General features: G+C 65.7%; 22 protein-coding genes. 16 read left to right on the top strand and 6 right to left on the bottom strand.

Annotation, left to right across the window (positions count from 1 at the left end):
* Window positions 1-27 precede the first annotated feature (27 nt).
* Both ABNQ38_RS29625 and ABNQ38_RS29620 read left to right on the top strand, forming a co-directional pair.
* The gene (locus ABNQ38_RS29625; protein WP_377810891.1) at window positions 28-1206 is read left to right on the top strand and encodes an OpgC family protein; all 1179 of its coding nucleotides are present in this window, start codon (window positions 28-30) and stop codon (window positions 1204-1206) included.
* A 65-nt stretch (window positions 1207-1271) separates the two neighbouring features.
* Complete coding sequence (locus tag ABNQ38_RS29620; RefSeq protein WP_377810890.1) at window positions 1272-1568, top strand: hypothetical protein; 297 nt, start codon at window positions 1272-1274, stop codon at window positions 1566-1568.
* Window positions 1569-1639: 71 nt separating this feature from the next.
* On the opposite strand, the gene ABNQ38_RS29615 is transcribed toward ABNQ38_RS29620, so the two are convergent.
* Both ABNQ38_RS29615 and ABNQ38_RS29610 read right to left on the bottom strand, forming a co-directional pair.
* Window positions 1640-2077 carry a PRC-barrel domain-containing protein gene (locus ABNQ38_RS29615; protein ID WP_377810889.1) on the bottom strand — a complete coding sequence of 146 codons (438 nt, stop codon included), beginning with the start codon at window positions 2075-2077 and terminating at the stop codon, window positions 1640-1642.
* A 137-nt stretch (window positions 2078-2214) separates the two neighbouring features.
* Window positions 2215-2841 carry an ATP-dependent Clp protease proteolytic subunit gene (locus ABNQ38_RS29610; protein ID WP_377810888.1) on the bottom strand — a complete coding sequence of 209 codons (627 nt, stop codon included), beginning with the start codon at window positions 2839-2841 and terminating at the stop codon, window positions 2215-2217.
* A 471-nt stretch (window positions 2842-3312) separates the two neighbouring features.
* On the opposite strand from ABNQ38_RS29610, the gene ABNQ38_RS29605 reads away from it, so the two are divergent.
* The 5 genes from ABNQ38_RS29605 to ABNQ38_RS29585 all read left to right on the top strand — a co-directional run bounded on the left by ABNQ38_RS29605 (window position 3313) and on the right by ABNQ38_RS29585 (window position 9385).
* Complete coding sequence (locus ABNQ38_RS29605) at window positions 3313-4143, top strand: glycosyltransferase family 2 protein (RefSeq protein WP_377810887.1); 831 nt, start codon at window positions 3313-3315, stop codon at window positions 4141-4143.
* Window positions 4144-4245: 102 nt separating this feature from the next.
* Window positions 4246-4548 carry a hypothetical protein gene (locus ABNQ38_RS29600; RefSeq protein WP_376961026.1) on the top strand — a complete coding sequence of 101 codons (303 nt, stop codon included), beginning with the start codon at window positions 4246-4248 and terminating at the stop codon, window positions 4546-4548.
* 154 nt (window positions 4549-4702) lie between these two features.
* The gene (locus ABNQ38_RS29595) at window positions 4703-5857 is read left to right on the top strand and encodes an efflux RND transporter periplasmic adaptor subunit (protein WP_377810886.1); all 1155 of its coding nucleotides are present in this window, start codon (window positions 4703-4705) and stop codon (window positions 5855-5857) included.
* 4 nt (window positions 5858-5861) lie between these two features.
* Complete coding sequence (locus ABNQ38_RS29590; RefSeq protein ID WP_377810885.1) at window positions 5862-8990, top strand: efflux RND transporter permease subunit; 3129 nt, start codon at window positions 5862-5864, stop codon at window positions 8988-8990.
* Window positions 8991-9001: 11 nt separating this feature from the next.
* Window positions 9002-9385, top strand: a complete 384-nt coding sequence (locus ABNQ38_RS29585) for a response regulator (protein WP_377810884.1) — start codon at window positions 9002-9004, stop codon at window positions 9383-9385.
* 188 nt (window positions 9386-9573) lie between these two features.
* Here the strand turns inward: ABNQ38_RS29585 and ABNQ38_RS29580 are convergent, their stop codons facing one another.
* From ABNQ38_RS29580 to folK, 3 genes are all read right to left on the bottom strand, one after another.
* Window positions 9574-9732, bottom strand: a complete 159-nt coding sequence (locus ABNQ38_RS29580; protein ID WP_377810883.1) for a hypothetical protein — start codon at window positions 9730-9732, stop codon at window positions 9574-9576.
* 294 nt (window positions 9733-10026) lie between these two features.
* The gene (locus ABNQ38_RS29575) at window positions 10027-10434 is read right to left on the bottom strand and encodes a dihydroneopterin aldolase (RefSeq protein WP_377810882.1); all 408 of its coding nucleotides are present in this window, start codon (window positions 10432-10434) and stop codon (window positions 10027-10029) included.
* Between the two features lie 98 nt (window positions 10435-10532).
* Window positions 10533-11066 (bottom strand): 2-amino-4-hydroxy-6-hydroxymethyldihydropteridine diphosphokinase, encoded by a 534-nt coding sequence (gene folK, locus ABNQ38_RS29570; protein ID WP_377810881.1) that lies wholly within the window; start codon window positions 11064-11066, stop codon window positions 10533-10535.
* Window positions 11067-11284: 218 nt separating this feature from the next.
* On the opposite strand from folK, the gene ABNQ38_RS29565 reads away from it, so the two are divergent.
* From ABNQ38_RS29565 to ABNQ38_RS29555, 3 genes are all read left to right on the top strand, one after another.
* Window positions 11285-11740 carry a hypothetical protein gene (locus ABNQ38_RS29565; protein WP_377810880.1) on the top strand — a complete coding sequence of 152 codons (456 nt, stop codon included), beginning with the start codon at window positions 11285-11287 and terminating at the stop codon, window positions 11738-11740.
* Between the two features lie 141 nt (window positions 11741-11881).
* Complete coding sequence (locus ABNQ38_RS29560; RefSeq protein ID WP_377810879.1) at window positions 11882-12598, top strand: carbon monoxide dehydrogenase subunit G; 717 nt, start codon at window positions 11882-11884, stop codon at window positions 12596-12598.
* A gap of 129 nt (window positions 12599-12727) precedes the next feature.
* Window positions 12728-13108 carry a cytochrome c family protein gene (locus tag ABNQ38_RS29555; RefSeq protein ID WP_109048171.1) on the top strand — a complete coding sequence of 127 codons (381 nt, stop codon included), beginning with the start codon at window positions 12728-12730 and terminating at the stop codon, window positions 13106-13108.
* Between the two features lie 122 nt (window positions 13109-13230).
* Here the strand turns inward: ABNQ38_RS29555 and pepN are convergent, their stop codons facing one another.
* Complete coding sequence (pepN, locus tag ABNQ38_RS29550; RefSeq protein WP_377810878.1) at window positions 13231-15888, bottom strand: aminopeptidase N; 2658 nt, start codon at window positions 15886-15888, stop codon at window positions 13231-13233.
* 556 nt (window positions 15889-16444) lie between these two features.
* Between pepN and ABNQ38_RS29545 the strand changes: the two genes are divergently transcribed.
* The 6 genes from ABNQ38_RS29545 to ABNQ38_RS29520 all read left to right on the top strand — a co-directional run bounded on the left by ABNQ38_RS29545 (window position 16445) and on the right by ABNQ38_RS29520 (window position 20958).
* A complete protein-coding gene (locus ABNQ38_RS29545) occupies window positions 16445-16990 on the top strand; it encodes a hypothetical protein (RefSeq protein ID WP_377810877.1) in 546 nt (181 codons plus the stop codon).
* A gap of 237 nt (window positions 16991-17227) precedes the next feature.
* Window positions 17228-18472: a tyrosine-type recombinase/integrase gene (locus tag ABNQ38_RS29540; protein ID WP_377810876.1), complete on the top strand. Its 1245-nt coding sequence runs from the start codon at window positions 17228-17230 to the stop codon at window positions 18470-18472.
* Between the two features lie 171 nt (window positions 18473-18643).
* Window positions 18644-19984 (top strand): hypothetical protein, encoded by a 1341-nt coding sequence (locus ABNQ38_RS29535; RefSeq protein WP_377810875.1) that lies wholly within the window; start codon window positions 18644-18646, stop codon window positions 19982-19984.
* Between the two features lie 98 nt (window positions 19985-20082).
* Window positions 20083-20268 carry a hypothetical protein gene (locus ABNQ38_RS29530; protein WP_377810874.1) on the top strand — a complete coding sequence of 62 codons (186 nt, stop codon included), beginning with the start codon at window positions 20083-20085 and terminating at the stop codon, window positions 20266-20268.
* Between the two features lie 217 nt (window positions 20269-20485).
* Window positions 20486-20680, top strand: a complete 195-nt coding sequence (locus ABNQ38_RS29525) for a hypothetical protein (protein WP_377810873.1) — start codon at window positions 20486-20488, stop codon at window positions 20678-20680.
* The gene (locus ABNQ38_RS29520) at window positions 20677-20958 is read left to right on the top strand and encodes a hypothetical protein (RefSeq protein ID WP_377810872.1); all 282 of its coding nucleotides are present in this window, start codon (window positions 20677-20679) and stop codon (window positions 20956-20958) included. The genes ABNQ38_RS29525 and ABNQ38_RS29520 overlap by 4 nt, the downstream gene beginning before the upstream one ends.
* The last annotated feature ends 620 nt before the right edge of the window (window positions 20959-21578 follow it).

Here is a 21578-nt window from a genome sequence, read left to right as displayed (position 1 = left end):
CGCGACAGCAGGAGAGGCGAGGGCTGCATGCAGCAACGTCAGACACGCGACGCCCGGCTCGATCTTTTCAAGGGCGTGGCCCTTCTGATCATCTTCATCAACCATGTCGGTGGGAATCCGCTGGCGAAGCTGATGCCCGCCCGTTTCGGACCGTCGGATTCGGCCGAGATCTTCGTTTTTATCTCCGGCTATGCCATCGCGCTGGCCTATGGCCCGGTGCTGGCGGAGCGTGGGTTCGCGGCCTGCCAACGCAAGGCGCTCGACCGCTGCCGTCAGCTTTGGGTCGCCAACATCCTGACCATGCTGGTAAGCGCGCTGGTGGTGGCCTTCGCTGTGTATATCGGCGACCTGCCGATGGAGGCGTCCAACCGGCTGGAAAGCTTCGCGCCGCTGTTCGACGCTCCGGTCACGGCGATGGCGTGGACCCTGGTGCTGATGTATCTGCCCTTCGCCTTCGACATCCTGGCGCTTTACATCCTGCTGGTGGCGGTGGCGCCGCTGTTCCTGTGGAGCTATGCCCGCTTCGGCTATGCGGCGGTCGCGCTGTCGGTCCTGCTCTATCTGGTCGCGCAGGCGGCCCCCGGGCTGGTGCCGCCCAACCTGTGGGACGAGGACTGGAACTTCAGTCCGCTGGCCTGGCAATGCGTGTTCTTCCTCGGCACCGCCCTGGCGCTGGTGGTGCGCAGCGGGCGGGTCCGGCTGCCGCAGTCGCGCTGGCTGCTGACGGCCGTGCTGGCGCTGCTCGCCGGCATGGCGGTGTGGAAGTTCGCCGCTTCCGACATCGGCCATGCCGTGACGCCGGCGGCGCTCCGGGGCTGGCTGCCGGAGGAGACGATCCCCTGGGCCGACAAGGACACGCTGGGGCCGATGCGGCTCCTGCATTTCCTGGCGCTGGCCTGTGCGGCGGCCCTGCTGGTGCCGCGGGATGCGGGATGGCTGCGCTCCGCCCCCGCCCGCCTGCTGGTCGCCTGCGGCCGGCATTCGCTGCCGGTCTTCTGCGTCGGCGTGGTGCTGTCCATCGCCGGCTCCGCCCTGCTGGTGGCGGAGGACGGCGCGCTGATGGTGCTGGCGGTCAATCTGGTCGGGGTCGCCGCGCTGCTGGCTCTGGCGCTGGTGCTGGAGCGGCGGCGGACCCGCAGGCAGCCGTCGAAGCCGGTGTCGCCGTCCGCGGCCTCGACACCGTCCGCGGTGCCCGAAACGCCGTGAACATGCGAAAGCAAGCTACGGCTGGGCGTCTTGAATCCTGCGCCGGGTGAGCGCATAATTCTACCATGCAAGTCAACCCGGCCATACCGTCCTACCAGACGCTGAAGCCAACCCCGCAGCTGACGCCCGCGGCGCAGGTCGCCATGTCCCCGGCGGTCCAGGCGGCGCAGCAGACCGCACCCGCGGTGCGGACCCAGACTGTTGCGGCTCCCCAGGCGGCCGGCAAGTCCGACCAGACCCGCGACGCCCGCACCTCCACCCAGGGCAATCAGTCCGTCGACACCGCCGCCGGTTCGCTCGCCGCGCGGGTGAATGGGCAGGGCTACCAGCAGCGCGGATCTTTGCTGAACCTGTCGGTCTGAACAAAGTATCGCCCCAATAAGGAAAAGGCGGCGGAGGGTTCCCCCTCCGCCGCCTTTTTCCATGGGCAGACTCAGCGCGACAGTTCGCTCAGCGGACCCTTGCCCTTGACGGTCTCGTAACGGCCCTTCTGCCACTTCTCCAGGCCCTGGAGCTGCTGCTCGGTCATGTCGAGGGTGAGCTTGTCGCCCTTCATGTGCAGCTTGTTCAGCGGCAGGACCACGTCCTTGTCGCTGACATCAATGGTGTGGTCGACGTCGATCACGGCATAGAGCTTGTTGTTGTAGCGGACGACGTCTTCGACCTCCGCCATGTTCTCGCCCTTGGCGCCGTAGATGTCCTTGCCCTTCAGCTGGTCGACATGCAGCTTCATCAGAGCCGGGTCGACGCTGTCGTCGATTGCCGCAACCGACGGGTTGTTCGACTTGGTCACGCTGTGGTCCGAGGCGGCGAGCGCGGGCGTGGCGGCGAGCAGCGCGGCGGTGCAGCCCAGAACGAGATAGCGTTTCATCGGTTGGCTCCATCTTTCGTGGATGTTGTGGCGGATCAACGCCCTTGCCGGCCGATGTGTTTCCCATTTTCCAAAAGAAAAAGGGCCTTCCTCCCATTTGGAGAAAGGCCCCGATTCTTCCGGCTGACGCGGAACTTTTACTTCAGCTCATCCATCGTGTCGATGACGTGGCTGACGATGCCGTATTCCTTCGCCTCGTCGGCCAGCATCCAATAGTTGCGGTCCGTATCCTTGGCGACCTTTTCGAACGACTGCCCGGTCTCACGCGCGATGATCTTGTTCAGACGCTCGCGCATGCGGATGATTTCCTTCGCCTCGATGGCGATGTCCGTCGCCCGGCCGCCCGTTCCGCCCAGCGGCTGGTGGATCAGGAAGCGGGTGTTGGGCAGGCAGAAGCGGTCTTCCTTCTTCGCCGCCAGATAGATGTGGCAGCCGGCGCTGGCGACCCAGCCCGTGCCCAGCATCTTCACCCGCGGCTTGATGAAGCGGATCATGTCGTGGATGGTGTCGCCCGCCTCGACATGGCCGCCCGGCGAGTTGACCACGACGGTGATGTCGTCGTCGTTCTCATGCGCGAGCGCCAGCAGCTGGGCCGACACGACCTGCGCCAGCTTCATGTCGATCTGACCGAAGATCAGGACCGTGCGCGCCTTGAACAGGCTCTGCTGCACGGCGGCGAACTGCGGCTGGGCGCTTTCCTTCGACTTCTCGTCCGGTTCCTTTTCGGGTTCATCGTCGAACCGGGTGTATCCGACCTGCGCCATTGATGTTCTTCTCCCTGGTATCGGAAGCGGGGTATCGGGACCGGGATTCGCCGCCGGAGGAATGCCCCGACCGCTGTCCCGCTGCCGCATGCGCCTTGCCTGCTTCACCACATAGCCCGTCCGGGCTTCATGTTCAACGTCCGCCGGGCCAAAATCGATGGGTCGGGCCCCAGCCGGATGGGACGTTTGAAACGCTGTGCAACAGTTTCCTGGCGATGTTCCACCGTTCCATCCATCCGACACGAGGCTGCCCTCCGACATCGCAGGCACGACCATCCTTCCTACCATGCAGCGACGGCCGCGGTAAGAGCAGGTTCGAAATCCGCCCCGGGGCATTGACGCCGGTCGCATGGCGACGCCAAACTCCGTCGGCGGACAGGTCTGGAGTGCGGTGCCATGGGCGGGACTGGACCGGGGCAGGGTGCCTTCTTGGGCGGATCGGCAAGCGTCTCCGGGCGCGTCTCCGGGGGCATGCCGGGAGGCGTTTCCGTCATCATCGCGGCCCACCGCGCCCACGACACCATCGCCCGCGCGGTGCGAAGCCTGCTGGAGCAGGACTGGACGGCATGGGAGGCGGTGATCGTCAGCGACGACGGCACCGATTACCGTCCGACCCTGCGGACCGCCGGGATCGACGATCCGCGGCTGGTCTTCACCGGCACCGGCCGGGTGGGCGCCGGGGCGCCCGCGGCGCGCAACGCCGGGCTGGCGGCGGCGCGGCTGGGGCTGGTGGCGCCGCTGGATGCCGACGACCGATTCCGCCCCGGCCGGCTGTCCGCGCTCGTGCCGCTGGCGCTCGGCCACGGCGCCGCCTTCGACAATGTCGCCGTGGTCCGCGACGAGGACGATTCGCCGTTGCAGCACCTGTATGAGGACGGGCAGGCGCCGGCCCTGCTGGATGGCGACGGCTTCCTGGCGACCTCCGTGCCGATGTTCCCGGTGGTGCGGCGCGATCTGGTGCCGGGCTGGGACGACGACGTGGATTTCTGCGACGACGTGGTCTTCAACGTCCGGCTTCTCGACGCCACCGGGCCGGCGCCGCTGGTGGCGACGCCCTTCTATGAATACCGGCAGCGCGCCGGCTCCATCACCTTTTCCGCCGACAGCGGCGCGCGGGCGGAGCGCTGCTACCGCCATGTGCTGGACCGGCTGGACGACGACGGGCTGGGCATCCGGGACGACGGGCTTCGCCGGCGCTTCACCCAGGCCATCGCCGCCAAGCGCGCCCGCAACGCCGCCTATGAGGCAGCCTTCAGGGCCGGCCGCTGCGCCAATTTCCAGGAATTCCTGGTCCTGCAGTAGGGGCAAAAACCGGAGCCGCCAAGCTCCCGCTGGTTTTGCTTTACCATTCTGTGTCAGCTTTGTTGCGTCGCACATCGCCGGACCGGACACGGGTAAACCCCCATGAATGCCCCGACCTGCTGCCTCGCCCGCATCCCCGCCAATGGAAAATTCTGGCTGAAGAACGCGCGCGTTCACGATGGACTGCGCGATATCCGGATCGAGAACGGCCGGGTCCGCGCCCTGGTGCCGGCCGGCGAGTCGCCCTGCTGCGCGCCGGGACTCGATCTTGACGGTGGCGAGGTGCGGCGTATGGACGCAGATGCTCCGCCGATGGCCGGCGATCCGGCCGACCTGTGGGTGACGCTGTGCGGCGGCCGGACGGTGCCGATGCGGGCGGGAAAGCTCGAAACCGCAAAGACCTAAGGGATAGGCGGTCATAAAGATGCGGTGCATAGCGACGGTTCGGATCGCTGAACCTTCTCGACTCCGGATGTGAACTGAACGATATAGTTCAGTTTGCCCGGTGCTCCCGTCGGTTGCACTGCGGCAAAATGAAACCCGTCCGGATTCTGGCCCCATGCGCCACACGCTTCGCATCGCTGCACTCCTCGTCCTGGCGGCACTCGCCGGCGGGGCCTACTGGTATTTCGTGAAGCAGGGCGGGACCGTTGCCGGGCTGACCGCGATGGTGAACGGCGCCATTTCCGGCGGCGCACCGGGCCAGGGCGGCGCCTCCGGTGGCGCCGCCGGGGCAGCCAAGCCGCCGGGGGGCGCCCCGCCGATGCCGGTGGAGGCCGCCCAGGTCCGCGTCGGCACGGTCGAGCGGACGGTGACCGCCGTCGGCTCGCTGCTGTCAAACGAATCGGTGGTCGTCCGGCCCGAGATCGCCGGCCGCATCAGCGAGATCGCTTTCAAGGAGGGGCAGCGCGTCGCAAAGGGCACGGTGCTGGTCCGGCTGGACGACGCCATCGCCCGCGCCACCCTGGCCCAGGCCCAGGCGAGCATCGCCTTCTCCCGCGCCGAGCTGTCGCGCGCCGACCAGCTGGTGCGCCAGAACACCGGCCCCCTGCGCAACCGGGAGCAGGCCTCGGCCAAGCTGCTGGCCGACGAGGCGGCGGTGCAACTGGCCAGGGCGCAGCTCGACAAGCAGGTGATCGCCGCCCCCTTCGACGGGGTTCTCGGCCTGCGCAAGGCGTCGGTCGGCGATTTCGTCCAGGCCGGCAAGGACATCGTCAATCTGGAGGACATCGACACCCTCAAGCTGGACTTCCGCGTGCCGGAGATGTTCCTGCCGGCGGTGAAGGTCGGCCAGACGGTGAAGGTGGCGGTGGACGCCTTCGGCGGGCGCAGCTTCGATGGCACGGTGTACGCCATCGATCCGCTGGTCGACGTGAACGGCCGCGCCCTGGCGATCCGCGCCCGCGTGCCGAATCCCGACGGCTCGCTGCGCCCCGGCCTGTTCGCCCGCGTGTCGCTGACGCTGACCACGGTGCCCGACGCCGTGCTGATCCCCGAACAGGCCATCGTCGCCTTCGGCAAGGACCAGTTCGTCTTCAAGGTGGTGGACGGCAAGGTCGTCCAGACCCGCGTCGTGCTGGGCGAACGCCGCAACGCCGAGGTGGAGATCGCCAAGGGGCTCGCCCCCGGCGACATGGTGGTCACCGCCGGCCAGCTTAAGATCCGCGACGGTGTGCCGGTGACGGTGCTGCCGGCCAAGCCGGCCGGGAGCTAAGCTCATGGTCCTCTCCGACATTTCTATCCGCCGTCCCGTCCTGGCGACGGTGATGAGCCTCGCTTTGATGCTGATCGGCATCGTGTCGTACCAGCGCCTGTCGGTGCGCGAATATCCCAAGATCGACGAGCCGGTCGTCACGGTGGAGACGACCTACAAGGGCGCCTCGGCCCAGATCATCGAAAGCCAGGTCACCCAGACGCTGGAGGACAGCCTTGCCGGCATCGAGGGCATCGACGTGATGTCCTCGATCAGCCGGGCGGAGAAGTCGCAGATCACCCTGCGCTTCCGGCTGGACCGCAACGTCGATGTCGCCGCCAGCGACGTGCGCGACCGGGTGGGCCGCGTCCGCGCCCAGCTGCCCAGCGAGATCGACGAGCCGGTGATCGCCAAGGTGGAGGCCGACGCCCAGCCGATCATCTATCTTGCCTTCTCCTCCGACCGGCATTCGCCGCTGGAGGTGACCGATTTCGCCGACCGCTACGTCAAGGACCGGTTGCAGAACCTGCCCGGCGTGGCGCAGGTGCGCATCTTCGGCGAGCGCCGCTTCGCCATGCGGCTGTGGCTCGACCCGCAGCGGATGGCCGCCTACCGGGTGACGCCGCAGGATGTCGAGAACGCGCTGCGCCGGCAGAATGTCGAGATTCCGGCCGGCCGCGTCGAAAGCGTGGCGCGCGAGTTCACCGTGGTGTCGGAAACCGACCTGCGCAGCCCGGCGGAGTTCGAGGCCATCATCCTGCGCGATGATTCAGGCTATCTGGTCCGTCTGCGCGATGTCGGCCGGGCGGAGCTGGGTGCCCTGGACGAGCGGGTCAGCGCGCGCTTCAACGGCCGCGGCGCCGTCGCCATCGGCGTGGTGAAGCAGTCCACCGCCAACCCGCTGGACGTGTCGAAGGCGGTCAACGACGCGCTGCCCAAGATCCGCGCGGCGGTGCCGGACGGCATGGGGGTGGATGTCGGTTACGACAGCTCCGTCTTCATCGCCAAGTCGATCGATGCGGTGTTCCACACCATCTTCGAAGCGATCATCCTCGTCGTTCTGGTCATCTTCTTCTTCCTGCGCTCGCTGCGGGCGACGCTGGTGCCGCTGGTGACCATCCCGGTGTCGCTGATCGGCGGCTTCGCCCTGATGTACGCGCTGGGCTTCTCCATCAACACGCTGACCCTGCTGTCGATGGTGCTGGCCATCGGCCTCGTCGTCGACGACGCCATCGTCATGCTGGAGAACATCTTCCGCTATGTGGAAGAGGGGATGAATCCCTTCCAGGCGGCGCTGAAGGGATCGCGCGAGATCGGCTTCGCCGTCATCGCCATGACCATCACGCTGGCGGCAGTGTACGCCCCCATCGGCTTCATGACCGGGCGCACCGGACGGCTGTTCACCGAGTTCGCCCTGACGCTGGCTGGCGCGGTGATCGTGTCCGGCTTCGTCGCGCTGACCCTGTCGCCGATGATGTGCTCCAAGCTGCTGAAGCACGAGACCAAGCACGGGCTGCTCTACCGCGCCATCGAGCGCTTCCTGGAGGGGATGACCAACAGTTACCGCCGGCTGCTGCGCCTGTCCTTGCGGGCGCGGCCGCTGGTGCTGCTGATCGGGCTGGGCGTCGCCGCCGCCAGCTATTTCCTGTTCACCGGCCTGAAGTCGGAGCTGTCGCCGGTCGAGGACCGCGGCACCATCGTCGGCATCGCCATCGCGCCGGAAGGCTCCACGCTCGACTACACCATGGGCTACGCCCAGCGGATGGAGGCGCTGTTCCGCCAGATCCCGGTGCTGGAGAAATTCTTCGTCGTCGTCGGCTTCCCGGTGGTCAACCAGGGCATCGCCTTCGTCCGCCTGATCGACTGGGACGAACGCGAGGTGAAGCAGCAGGCGATCACCGCCCAGCTGTTCCCCAAGATGTTCGGCATCCCCGGCATCCTCGGCTTCGTCACCAACCCGCCGTCGCTGGGCCAGAGCCCGATCGACAAGCCGGTGAATTTCGTCATCCAGACCTCGCTGCCCTTCGAGGAGTTGCAGGCGATGGTCAACGCCATGATGGCGGAGGCGCGCAATTTCCCCGGCCTGACCAATCTCGACACCGACCTGAAGCTGAACAAGCCGGAGCTGCGGGTGTCGCTGGACCGCGACAAGGCGGCCGATCTGGGGGTGGATGTCGACACCGTCGGCCGCACGCTGGAAACCCTGCTGGGCGGCCGGCAGGTGACGCGCTTCAAGAAGGACGGCAAGCAGTATGACGTGATCGTGCAGGTCGCCAACGTCGACCGCCGCAACCCGGACGACATCGCCGGCATCTATGTGCGCGGCGGCACCAGCGCGACCGGCGGAGCGGGTCAGATGATCTCGCTCGCCAATCTGGTGAAGGTCGAGGAGCGGGTGGCGCCGAAGGAACTCAACCACTTCAACAAGCTGCGCTCCGCCACCATCACCGCGACGCTGGCACCGGGGACCTCGCTGGGCGAGGCGCTGGCCGTCATGCAGGCGGCGGCGAACAAGGTGCTGCCAGCAACCGCCCAGACCGACTATGCCGGGCAGAGCCGCGAGTTCCGCGAATCCGCCACCGGGCTCTATTTCGTCTTCATCCTGGCGCTGGCCTTCATTTATCTGGTGCTGGCCGCGCAGTTCGAGAGCTTCGTCGATCCGTTCGTCATCATGCTGACGGTGCCGCTGTCGATGACCGGCGCGCTGGCGGCCTTGCAGATGAGCGGCGGGACGATGAACGTCTACAGCCAGATCGGCCTCGTCACGCTGGTCGGGCTGATCACCAAGCACGGCATCCTGATCGTGGAGTTCGCCAACCAGCTCCAGCGCGCCGGGACCGACATCCGCAAGGCGGTGGAGGAGGCGACCGTGCTGCGCCTGCGCCCGATCCTGATGACCACCGGCGCCATGGTGCTGGGGGCGGTGCCGCTGGCCTATGCCAAGGGGGCCGGTGCCGAAAGCCGGCAAGCCATCGGCGCCGTCATCGTCGGCGGCATGACGCTCGGCACGCTGCTGACCCTGTTCGTCGTGCCGACGGTTTACAGCTATCTTGCCCGCAAGAAGCCGATGCAGGATGACACCGGCGAGGCGGAGCAGGCGGCCAGTGGACATGGTGGCGGGCAGGGCCACGGTGCGCCCCATCCGGCCGAATGACAGGGAGCGGCATGGTGGCGAATGTTCTGATCATCGATGACGACAACGTTGCGCGTGCGGTTCTGCTTCGCACGCTGACGATGGCCGGCCATGAGGCGGTCGGTGCCAGCGACGGGGTGGAGGGAATGGAGCGGTTCCGCAGCCGTCCTCCCGACAGCCCGCTCGACCTCGTCATCACCGACATCTTCATGCCGAATCAGGAGGGGCTGGCGACGATCATGGAGCTGCGGCGCGGTGCGCCGTCGCTGAAGATCATCGCGATTTCCGGCGGCGGTGCCCGCGCGTCGCTGGACGTGCTGCCGGTGGCGGAGGCGCTGGGCGCGCACCGCACCCTGCGCAAGCCCTTCACCCCGGCCGAGGTGATGGAGGTCGTGCGCGCGGTTCTGGAGGGGTGAAGCGCCTGTCCCGGGAAATGCGAAACGCCGCTCTCCGGGGAGGGCGGCGTTCCGCTGTCGTGGGTTCCAGCCGATTTGCCTGACCGGGCCTTATCCGGCGCCTGTGTCGGGGCGTCCGTGACGCATCTATCTCGGAGCGTCTGCGACGCCCGGATCAAGAGTCCCGCAGGGGTCAGGATTCCCGCGGGTCAGGCGGCGAGCCGCTCTTCCTGTACTCGACGGCTCCGGCGGAGGCGCTCGAAAAGCTGATGGACACTGTCGGGGCTGATCCCATCGCGCACCATAACGGCGATCACGATCGGATCTTCGAGCAGTTCGGAAAGGGTCGGCGTCGTGTTTCGGTCCATGCGTCCCTCCCTTAGTGTCCGGCCTCCGGGTGCCGCAGCCGTCCCTGAAGGGGGATCGGCGGACGGACGAAGCCGGCAATGGCGATTGGCCTAATCCCTGCTGTGCGCTCGTCTCGGCTTTCGGTGTCCGGATTGCCTCTGGGGATATACCCCCTTCGGTCCGGATTGTGGGTCTAAAATACAATATGGCGACCATAACTCAGACGGAGTGGTATTGTCACCCGTCCTTTTGTCAACAGCCGCTATATCTTTGTGTATTCCAGTATTAGGGCGCGCGGCCGGTGGATCGGCCGCTCAACCCTGCCCCGGCCTTGCCCGCGTCAGGCTGGCGCCGGCGGTCGGACCGCCCGAGTCGGCCGCAGGAATAGCGACATCGACCTGCACCCACCGCACCTTGGCATGGGACAGGCACAAATCCGCGGCGCGGTCCGCCAAATAATCGGCACTGGGTACATTGGATTCGCCACAAAGACGACGCAAGTCTTCGACAATATCCTCGTAAGACATCACCGCGGCGATGTCGTCGGGAAAGCCGGGGCCGGGATGGGTGACGGTCAACGTCAGGTCGAAACTGACCTCCGGCCGGTCGGTGCGGCCGGCGAGCGCCACCACGGCGGCGAAGCCGCGCACCAGGATGGTGTAGGTGAGCGGCGCACCGCCCGGCTGGACCAGCATGGTCCGTTTCACGCTATCGTCCGACAACACACTCTCCCGGCCGGCGAGCGGGCGCCGGCGTTGCGTTCAGGCCGGCACTATAAGCGGTGCGGCGGCCGCTTGCCACCGCGCTCCGGCCGCCCGAATCACAGCGCTTCGGCGATGCGGACGACGGTTTCGCGACCGGGCACCTCGTCGCACAGTTCGCCGATCCGCCGGTTCAGCAGCGGGTGGACGATGTCGGCGGCGATGTCGGCCAGCGGGCACAGAACGAAGGCGCGCTCCGCCATGCGGGGATGGGGGATCTCCAGATCCGGCTCCGCCACCACCCGGTCGGCGTAGAGGAGGATGTCGACGTCGATGGGCCGCGGGCCGAAGCGCAGGCCGCCCAGGTCGCGGCCCAGCGAGGCCTCGATCTCCTTCAGGACACGCAGCAAGGCCGACGGCTTCAACTCGGTGGTGCCGCGCACCGCCATGTTCAGGAAGGCCGGCTGGTCGGTCACATACATCGGCGCCGTCTCGTAGAGGGCGGACTGCGCGTCGATCCGCACCGCCCCGCCCAGCCGCCGGATTGCCTCGGCGAGGTTGGCGACGCGGTCGCCCATATTGCCGCCGAGCGCGAGATACACCGTCACGGCGGAGGTCGATGAGGAGGGGGAGGGGGGCGTAAGCTCGGCCATGGCGTCGGCGGTCCCGATATGCTGGTATGGGCAGGGAGCGGGACTCCTAGCAAATCCGGACCCGCCCGTCACTTCCGGCCCGCCCCGCCGGGCCATCCGGCGCCGTCCGGGAACGGACGGGCAGCGGCGGGGTTTCAGCACTGTATCAACCGGTTGAGAAGAACCCGGCGATGACACGATATTCTGGTGGAGGACGAGAGATGGGCCGAGACAAGGGTATGGCAAGGACCGTGGGCGCTGCGATGATCGTTCTCGGCGGCACGGCCGTCCTCCTTGCCGGCTGCGCCACCGGTCCCGACCCGGAGATCGCGCGCCGCGCCCAGACCGCCATGGTCGGCATGCCCAAGGCCGACCTGCTGGCCTGCGCCGGCGTGCCGGACCGGCAGGCGACCGCGTCGGGGCGCGAATACTACACCTATGTCGCCCATCCGGCGGTGGCCTACAGCCCCGGCAGCAGCATCGGCATCGGAGCCGGCAGCTTCGGTGGCAGCGGCGGCGTCGGGCTTGGCCTCGGCTTCGGGGTGCCGGTCGGCGGCGGTACGGCTCCGGGATGCGAGGCGACGGTGGTGATCGGCCCGCGCGGCACGGTGGAGCAGGTCAGCTACCCGGCCGGCGCCTCGCTGTCGTCCTGCACGCCGATCGTCAGCAACTGCATGGCGCCGCGCGCGCCCTAAGACTTTGAGATGAGGCGGCCGGGGCTGTCGCGGCGCCCGGTTATGCCATATCCTTGACCGTAACCCCGGCCGCAGCCGGGGAACCGACGCCCGCAACGGGGCGCATCCGGGTTGCCACCAGGGTGGGAGGAACCACGAACCATGGACATGAGCGGAAGCCACCGGATCGAGGCCAGCCGCGATGCGGTATGGGCGGCGCTGAACGATCCAGACATCCTGCGCCAGTGCATTCCCGGCTGCGAAGAGGTGGTCCGGCAGTCCGACACCGAAATGACCGCCAAGGTCGTCGCCAAGGTCGGCCCGGTCAGCGCCAAATTCGCCGGCAAGGTCACCCTGTCGGACCTCGACCCGCCCAACGGCTACACCATCACCGGCGAAGGGTCGGGCGGTGCCGCCGGTTTCGGCAAGGGCGGCGCCACGGTGACGCTGGCCGACGATGGCGGCGCCACGCTGCTGAGCTATACCGCCAAGGCCCAGGTCGGCGGCAAGCTGGCGCAGATCGGCTCGCGGCTGGTCGACGCCACCGCCCGCAAGATGGCGGAGGAGTTCTTCGCCCGTTTTACCCAAATCGTCGGCCCTGCTCCTGCCGAGGCCCCGCCGGCAGTCGAGCCGGTCGCGCCTGAAGCGACCGCTGCGGCGCCCCGGCCGGCAGTCCGGCCGGCCGTCTATTCCGACCCCGCACCGGCCTCGGCCGCCGCGCCGAAGCCCGCCGCCCGCGTGACGGAGGTGCCGCCGGAAATTCCGCTGCCGTTGCCGGTCGGGCGCGGTGCGGGTGTTGGCGGTGGCAATTTCTACGTGCCGTGGGCTGCACTTCTTGTGGTTGTGGTCCTGCTCGCATCGCTTGCTTGGATGAGTTGACGTGGCAGATTGTTCATTGGTCGTACGGCTGCATCAAAGGGGTTTGACACCCTTTCGGAATGTGTATGCTGCCGCGCGATTCCGGTCGGCGCCGTCGGCCGGTGGATCCATCGGAAGGGAAGCCGAAGAATGAAGAAGCTGTTGATGGGCGTTGCCGCCATCGCCGCGGTCGTGATGGGTGCCGGTGCCGCCCAGGCGGCCGATGCCGCCGCCGGCAAGGATGTCTTCAAGGTCTGCATGGCCTGCCACACCGCCGAGCAGGGCAAGAACAAGGTCGGCCCGTCGCTGTTCGGCGTCGTCGGCCGTCCGGCCGCCTCGATCGAGGGCTTCAAGTATTCCGCCCCGATGAAGGAAAAGGGCGCCGGCGGTCTGGTCTGGACCGCGGAAAACCTGGACGCTTACATCAAGGCGCCGAAGGAAATCGTCCCGGGCGGCACGATGGCCTTCGCCGGCCTGAAGGACGACGCCAAGCGCGCCGACCTGATCGCCTTCCTGTCTGAGCAGAAGTAAGACCGCTCTCCCCCGGTCCGGCGGCCGGGGGACGCTTCGGACGGCGAAAGGGCCGGTGGCGATGCCACCGGCCCTTTGCTTTTGAGCCCCTGCGTTTGGGAATAGTCCTTTGGTCCCGAGTCTCAGCCGGCGGCGGCCAGGCTCTTGCTCGCGACCTCGTAAACGTCCGGCGACAGGCCCGACGTGGCGACGATCCGCTGCAGTTCGGCCTTCATCAGCCCCTGGCGGGCCGCGTCATAGCGCCGCAGACGGGAGAAGGGACCCATCAGGCGGGCCGCAACCTGCGGGTTCATCGGATCCAGGCGCAGCACCTGATCGGCGAGGAAGCGGTAGCCGGCACCGCTCGCGTCATGGAAGCGGACCGGGTTGCCGTTGGCGAAGCCGCCGATCAGCGCATAGACCTTGTTCGGGTTCCGGATCTCGAAGGCCGGATGGCCGAGCAGGGCGGTGACGCGGGCCAGCGTGTCGGCGCGGTTGGACATCGCCTGCACGCCGAACCACTTGTCGACCACCAGCGCCTCGCCCTTCCAGCGGGCGTAGAAGTCGGCCAGCGCCGTCTCCCCTTCCGGCGAGGCGGCGTTGGACAGGAACTGCAACGCCGCGATCTCGTCGGTCATGCCCTGGGCGGTGCGGTACTGCGTCAGGCAGAGATCGAGCGCCTCGTCGTCCTCCAGCGCCATCAGATAGGCGAGGCAGAGGTTCTTCAGCGCCCGCTTGCCGATGGCGTCGGCATCGACGGAGAAGGGCTCCTGGCTGCTGTTGCGGCGGTAGAGGTCGAGGAAGCGCGCCCGTAGGCGCCCGGCCATCGTCTTGCGCGCGAATTCGCGCACCGCATGGATGGCGTCGGGATCGACCACCGGCATCTGGGTGCCGAGATAGGCCTCCGTCGGCAGCACCAGCGCCTGGGCGGCGAAGGCGGGATCGCGCTCCGCATCGTCCAGAATCTTGGCAAAGGCGTCGGCATAGCCCTCCGGCAGCACCAGCTCGCGGCCTGCCTGCTTGTCGGCGACGAGGCCAAGCAGGATGCGGGTGCCGAGAATCTGCCCGGCCTCCCACCGGTTGAAGGCGTCGCTGTCGTGCGCCATCAGGAAGGTGAGGTCGGCGTCGGTCAGGTCGGTCTTCAGCTTCACCGGGGCGGAGAAGCCGCGCAGCAGAGACGGCACCGGCCGGGCCGCGATGTCGCGGAAGGTGAAGCTCTGGCTTTCCGCCCTGACATGCAGGATGCGGCTGGTGCCAACGGCCTCCTCCTCGCCGTCCAGGCGCAGCGGCAGGTCCTGGCCGTCGGGCCCGAGCAGGCCGACGACCAGCGGGATGTGCATCGGCTGCTTGGTCGGCTGGCCCGGTGTCGGCGGTACCGTCTGCCTGACCGTCAGGGTGAAGGTTTTGGCTGCCTCATCATGGCTGCCAGCAATGTCGAGTTCCGGCGTGCCGGCCTGCCGGTACCACAGCTGGAACTGGCTCAGGTCGACGCCGCTGGCATCGGCCATGGAGGCGACGAAATCGTCGCAGGTGACCGCCTGCCCGTCATGGCGCTGGAAGTAGAGATCGGTGCCCTTGCGGTAGTTTTCCGGCCCCAGCAGGGTGTGGATCATGCGGATGACTTCCGCACCCTTGTTGTAGACGGTGGGCGTGTAGAAATTGTTGATCTCGACATAGCTGTCCGGGCGCACCGGATGGGCCATTGCGCCGGCATCCTCCTGGAACTGCACGGTGCGCAGCCCCTGGACGTCGGCGATGCGCTTTACCGCGCGGGAATGCATGTCGGCCGAGAATTCCTGGTCGCGGAAGACGGTCAGCCCTTCCTTCAGCGACAGCTGGAACCAGTCGCGGCAGGTGACGCGGTTGCCGGTCCAGTTGTGGAAATATTCGTGCGCGACCACCGCCTCGATGTTGAGGAAATCGGTGTCGGTCGCGGTCTCAGGCTTCGCCAGGATGTATTTGGTGTTGAAGACGTTGAGCGACTTGTTTTCCATCGCCCCCATGTTGAAGTCGCCGACCGCGACGATGTTGAAGATGTCGAGGTCGTATTCCAGCCCATAGACTTCTTCATCCCAGCGCATCGACTTGACCAGCGAGCGCATGGCGTGGTCGATCTTGTCCTCGTTCCCCGGCTCGACATAGATGCGCAGCGTCACGTCGCGCCCCGACGCGGTGCGGAACTTGTCCTCGCCATGGACGAGGCTGCCGGCGACCAGCGCGAACAAATAGCAGGGCTTGGGGAAGGGATCCTCCCAGCGCGCCCAGTGGCGCCCACCGTCCAGATCGCCGGAAGCAGCCAGGTTGCCGTTGGACAGCAGCACCGGATAGCGCGCCTTGTCCGCGGTGATGGTGGTGCTGTAACGCGCCATTACGTCGGGCCGGTCGGCGAAGTAGGTGATCTTGCGGAAGCCTTCCGCCTCGCACTGGGTGCAGAAGTTGCCGGAGGACTTGTAGAGCCCTTCCAGCGCGGTGTTCTCCTGCGGCTTGATGCGGACGATGGTTTCCAGCGTATAGCTGGCCGGCACTTCCAGCACGATCAGGTGATCGGGGGTGACGGTGTATTCGTCCGGCCCCAGAGTGCGGCCGTCCAGCGCCACCGACACCAGATCCAGCCTCTGCCCGTCGAGCGACAGCGGCTCCGTCGCCGCCTCCGGCCGGTCGGGGTTGCGGCGGATCGCGAGCACCGCGCGGACGGTGGTGACATCCTCGCCCAAATCGACGAACAGGTCGACCGTGTCGATCAGATGCGCCGGCGGGCGATAGTCCTGAAGCCGGATGGCCTTCGGCGTGCCTTTGTCCATGTGCCTTGTCTCTGGTCTGTGTCTGTCTTGCGGATCAAGCCGTTCGGGACAGGTCCGAGGAACAGGGACTGTAGCAAGGCGGGGATGGGTTGTCTTCCGTAGGAAAGGTGGTGGGAATGGGGGTGGTGTCAGTCGGTTGGCGGCAAGCGCCGGAAGTTGCACAACCCAGATCGGGGAGCCGCCACATGAGCAATGCGGCGATCTCCGTCATCAAGTCTGGTTGTGGCTCACGGACGGACAGTTTTAAACGTCTCCGGGAATTTTGCTTTCCCATCATGCGAAACAATCGATCTTCTCGTAATGATCTTGGTTTCTTTATGCGGCAGGATACCAAGGCTACCCGCAAGGGAAGTGAGAAGTTAACTTATTACCCGAAGCTGCGACTTTTTAAAGCACCCCAGAGATAGCGGGTAGACGTACCTTTTGATAGACAACTTCATATTGTTTCTTCACTGTCCGCGGGTTGCATCGAACGATAGGCGTTCACGCTCCGATAAGGGACGGAGTTCTTGCACACTGATTGGGGGCATTTATGAGAAATGCAGCTTTTGCAGCCATGTTGGGGGCTCTGGCTGTTACCGGCTGTGCGTCTATTACCGCGGGCACCACTCAGTCCGTGGCTGTTAACACGCCATCCAAGGATGGCGCGGAATGCAAACTGTCCAATGAGAAGGGCAGTTGGACGATCCCGAAGACGCCGGGAGCGACGACCGTTACGAAAGCTTATGGCGATTTGACCGTAGCCTGTGAGCATGGTGACGGATCGAAGGGGTCCGCGTCGGTCACGTCCAGCACTGCGGGCGCTGCATTCGGCAACATCATTGCTGGGGGAATCATCGGCGCAGCGGTCGATATGGGATCCGGCGCCGCTTATATCTATCCGTCGAGCGTGTCGGTCGTTCTGGCTCCGCCTGCCGGAAATGTACCCACCGGTGGCGCTTCGCAAGGCGCCCCGCTGGTCATGAACCCGGTAACGGCGCCTCGGCTGAGCAAGGACGATGCTGAATCCAAGTTGAAGGATTTGGCCTCGCTCAAAAAGCAGAAGCTGATTACGGAAGCGGAATATCGCGACCGGTCGCGCGAGATTTTGGGACAGATGTAAAGCGGTTGCGCACATCTCCTTTGGGGGGTGTGCGCATTCGGCCATGATCGATTTGACTGAATGTTTTGGCGGATGGGATGTCTTCCGAACAACGGTTCTTAGGGGTTCGTTCAGGTTCAGTAATGCATTGAAATTGTTGACGTGTTTTGGTGAGCGAGTTCTTATAAGTTCCTTGACGACCGCGCCAACCCGCGCCAAAATGTGGGGATGGATGTGGGGATAAAAGACCAAACCAAGATGCCGAAACGTGCCGGGCGTCACCCCGAGAAGGCCCTTACTGCGGTCGCCGTTCGTGCGGCAAAGGCCGGCCGCCATGCCGATGGCAACGGACTGTATCTGGAGGTGGACGCCAGCGGAGCCAAGCACTGGCTCCTGCGCATCGTCATCCAGGGCAAGCGGCGGGACATCGGTCTTGGCTCCGTCTCTCTGGTCTCTCTTGCAGAGGCACGAGAAACTGCCGCCGCCATGAGGAAGGTCGCACGGGCTGGTGGCGATCCGCTCGCCGACCGCCGCGCATCCCGGCGCGTGGTGCCGACATTCAAGGAGGCCGCCGAGTCCTGCCACAAGGAGCACAAGAACGGCTGGAAGAACGATAAGCATGCGGCACAGTGGCTCACCACCTTGGAAACCTATGCCTTCCCATTGTTGGGGCAGGTGAAGGTGGACGAGATCGGCATGCCCGAGGTGCGGGACGTGCTCTTGCCGATCTGGCTGGAGAAGCCGGAGACGGCCCGCCGGGTGCGCCAACGGATCGGAACCGTGCTGGATTGGGCGACCACCAAGGCGTTCCGGGAAGGGGAAAACCCGGTGCGCTCCGTCGCCAAGGGTCTGCCGAAGCAGAAGGACTCGGCCGAGCACTTCGCCGCCCTGCCCTATGATGACGTGCCGGCCTTCCTGACCAAGCTGCGGGCGACCGACCAGACCGGCCCGGTGATCAAGCTGGCGATGGAGTTCCTGATCCTGACCGCGGTGCGGTCAGGGGAGATGCGCGGCGCCGTATGGCGGGAGATCGACACCGAGGCCAAGCTGTGGACGATCCCGGCCGAGCGGATGAAGGCGGGCAAGCCGCATGTGGTGCCGCTGGCGCCGCGCGCCGTCGAGCTGCTGGAGGAAGCCCGTAAGCTGGCCCGCAAGCCCGATGATGGCGACGCCCTGGTGTTCGAGGGCAGCAAGCCCGACAAGCCCATGTCCGACATGACGCTGACCATGTTGCTGCGGCGGATGAAGATCGAAGCGACCGCCCACGGTTTCCGCTCGGCCTTCCGCGACTGGACGGCCGAGACGACGAACACCCCCAGCGACGTGGCCGAGATGGCATTGGCCCACATCATCAAGAACAAGGTGGAGGCCGCCTATCGGCGCGGCGATCTTTTGGAGAAGCGCCGGACGCTCATGGACCAATGGGCGCAGTTCTGCGCCATCGGTCCGACAGCCAAGGCGACTGGTGCACGCGAGCGGCCAGCCGGCGACGATACCGGATGATTTGAAGCCGGCCGCCCTTCCTCATTGGGCGCCGTTTCACCCAGAGTCTTCGATGTTGCTGTTTCGTGCTATTCTGAGTCCGGCGCGGCTACCCCGACGGGGGGAACAGGTGACACCGCATCACCCCGCCGCGCCGACCCTCCTTGCGGCTAGCGCCTGCGGAGGCGTCTCTTGGATACCAGCCTTTTTCCATTCCCAGACGCTTTGTCATTTGCCGAGATCTCGCGCGCCTGGAGTCAATGTCCAGGCGCTCCTGACGCAGAGGAAATTCAAACGGTTCTGGTCCGCGCCATGTGGCGCGGAGCCTTTGAACGCGATGGAGAGCCGCTGACCTTCCTGTTTCGGAGGCCGGAAAATCGCAAGATGCCGGATGGCAGCACCATTAGGTACGACGGCGAGGCAAATGGAATTGTCACACGGTCTGTGCGCCGGCCGCTTGGCAGCGATCATTCGGATGAAGAGTCTCGAGGGGTGATGACTTCCGAGCGGGAGCAGATTTCATTCTCACGGGCTCTCATCTTGGAGGCGATGCACTATCTACGCCCGGAACACGGTGGCGACCCGTTTGCTCACTTAACCTTCGAAGGAATGGCGGCTGTTTCCCTTTCAAAATACGATCCGACTGCCCGTGCAGCCTATCTCGACCATCTACGTCTGTCGCCAACCGACCTCGCCGAATGGTTCAGCAGCGCTCCGTTGAACTGGCCGCGCCCGGCATGGTTGCCTTCTGGTGCTGTAGCGGCCGAGCCAAATAATGACGCCGCTGCACTGAGCGAAGGCGGCGTGCGAACTTCCCGGTTCTGGACCTTGGGGCAGTCCCTACACTGGATAGTTTTTCGGGCGTACCCCGCGGACGATGAGCAGATCACCCACGCACGCCTGTGCCTTCGGTACGGCGCCGGTTCTGCTCCGGCAACAATGGGGCCGAATGAAGCTCTAGATGAGTTGCAGGCGGCATTGGAAGAGGGCCGGCTATCTGCCAGCGGCCAGCGCAGCATGATCGCCAGGGACATGATCGGGGATCGCAGGCAGATTGAGTCGACCCGGAGCTATGTACCTGAAGTCTTCTGGCATGGCGCTCAGATCGACCGAGATAGAATGGGCAGCGCCGTCGATGCGGCAGGTGAACGCTGGACGGCGTTGCTGTGCCCTCGGACCGTCGTTACCAGTCTCTGGCCTCAGAAGCCAATTGTTGAGAATACGAATCAGACTAACAAAGAGGAATTTCCCGCCGCGAGTGATGAAACCATTGTGACTATGACAATTTATTCCCGCAATAATACTGAGGAAACATCGCCGCAGAGAAAAAAGAGGATCACCAAAGACTTGGCGGAATGGGCGCCGATCTATATGGCCGCCAATGGGAAGGTAGACGAAGCGACCTTCCATACCGCCGCTATTGAGAAGTTCGGAAAGGTGACCCGCGCCCAGATTCGAGCCGAACATAAGAAATACGCCAAGCTGACGAGGGGAGAGAAACCAAATCGCCAAATCAAATCGCCAAGAATATAAATTCGGCGATTTGGCGATTATAGACGGCGATTTCAGAAGATTAGACAGTCTCCGAACCGCAGCGAAGTCGAGTGACATCGCAAGGAACGGAGAACACCATGGGCCAAATCGAACCCGTTCTTGTCGATACTGAAACTGCCCGCAGGATGTTGGGCAATATTGGTAAGACGAAGCTCTTCGCCCTCTTCAATGAAGGAAAGCTGGAGCGCAAGAAGCTCGGAACGAAGACGCTGGTGCCGGTTGCCAGCATCCATGCCTTCGCGGCCAGCCTGGAAGCCGCGTAACAATGCCCCTGAAACAACACCGCCCCGAAACCGCGCTTGTGGCGAGCGCGACCGGGGCGGCGGGTAAATTCGGACTGCTGACTGCTCCGATTTTTACCCCCTTCACTGCCTTCGATGCAACCCCCGCTGCAGCCTGTGCCATCGCACGCCGGTTTGGCCTTTGCCCGACCACCGCCGCTGCAATCGCGGAACTGGCGTTCAGCCACCTGGGGGCCACATGGCCGCCCCTGTGATCCGCCTCCCCGTCCGCCGCCGGCTGCACATCGCCCGGCCGCTGACGCCCACCCAGACCATCGGCGGCATCGTCGAGGACCTGGAGCATCTGCCCCAGCATCCTGACCCGATCGACGTTCGCGCCATCGCCGACCGGCTGCATACGCTGGCCGACCGGCTGGAGGGAGCCACGGCATGAGCTTCCTCATCCCGATCCGCATCGCCCCCATCGAGGAAACCGTGATCGACGCCAGCGCCCCGTCGGAGCGCGTTCGCATCGTCATGCAGGCTTGCGCCGGGGAGCCTCCGGGCCATCAGAAGCGGCTCATCACGAGCCTCTACGAGGCCGGCGCCCTGTACGCCGACGAGGCCATCAGCCTGATCGCGCGCCTTGGTCTCGTCGCCCGTCATCTGCATAGTCATCACAACCATGCAGGCCAGCAGCACCGGGCACCTTTCCTGCTTGGACAGGGGTAGTGCAGTCATCGACTGCATGCCGCCGGCGGAAGGTATGGTGATTTCCACCATACCTTTGCTGAGGACGGGGCGCCGGCCGAAGGTATCAGGGTTTTCTTGATGCCTTGGCTGGGGACAAGAGCACTAGCTGAAGGCGCCTGTATTTCGCAGGCGCCTTGGAGGCCGCCCCTTGCTGAACGCCGCCGGAGCGCCGCGAAAGCCCGAAGACCAGTCTCGGATTTTCCGAGGATGGCGAATCGCCTGAGACTCAGGCGCGCCCAAGGTATGGCCGAAATGACCACACCTTCACAGCTCGGCAAGCCGCCCGGCGCCGCCATCCGACAGAGCCTGTCACAGAGGCTGTGGCAGGCTCGCCACAGCGCAGCGACAGGCGCCCCGGCCGAGGCTCGGCACGCCCCAGCGTCACAACCGGGGGCCGCCCTCAGCGGCCTGCGTCACCAGAATGGTGACGCAGATCGAGGGGCAAGGTACCCCTCGTGTGGTGGGTGTCAGCGCGGGCGCGCAGCTACCCAAAGCGATGGCGATGTGCCCGATGCCTTTCGATAGGGCCGTGGACGGCAGGTTGAAGGCGTTGCCATTTGCCACAGGCTCAGGCGGCAGGCTTGTCACCCCGCCAGCGC

The organism is Azospirillum sp. A29 (assembly GCF_042604625.1).
GTDB classification, from domain to species: domain Bacteria; phylum Pseudomonadota; class Alphaproteobacteria; order Azospirillales; family Azospirillaceae; genus Azospirillum; species Azospirillum palustre.
The sequence above is the reverse complement of the archived record's forward strand: the minus strand, read 5'-3'. Positions and strand labels throughout refer to the sequence as shown.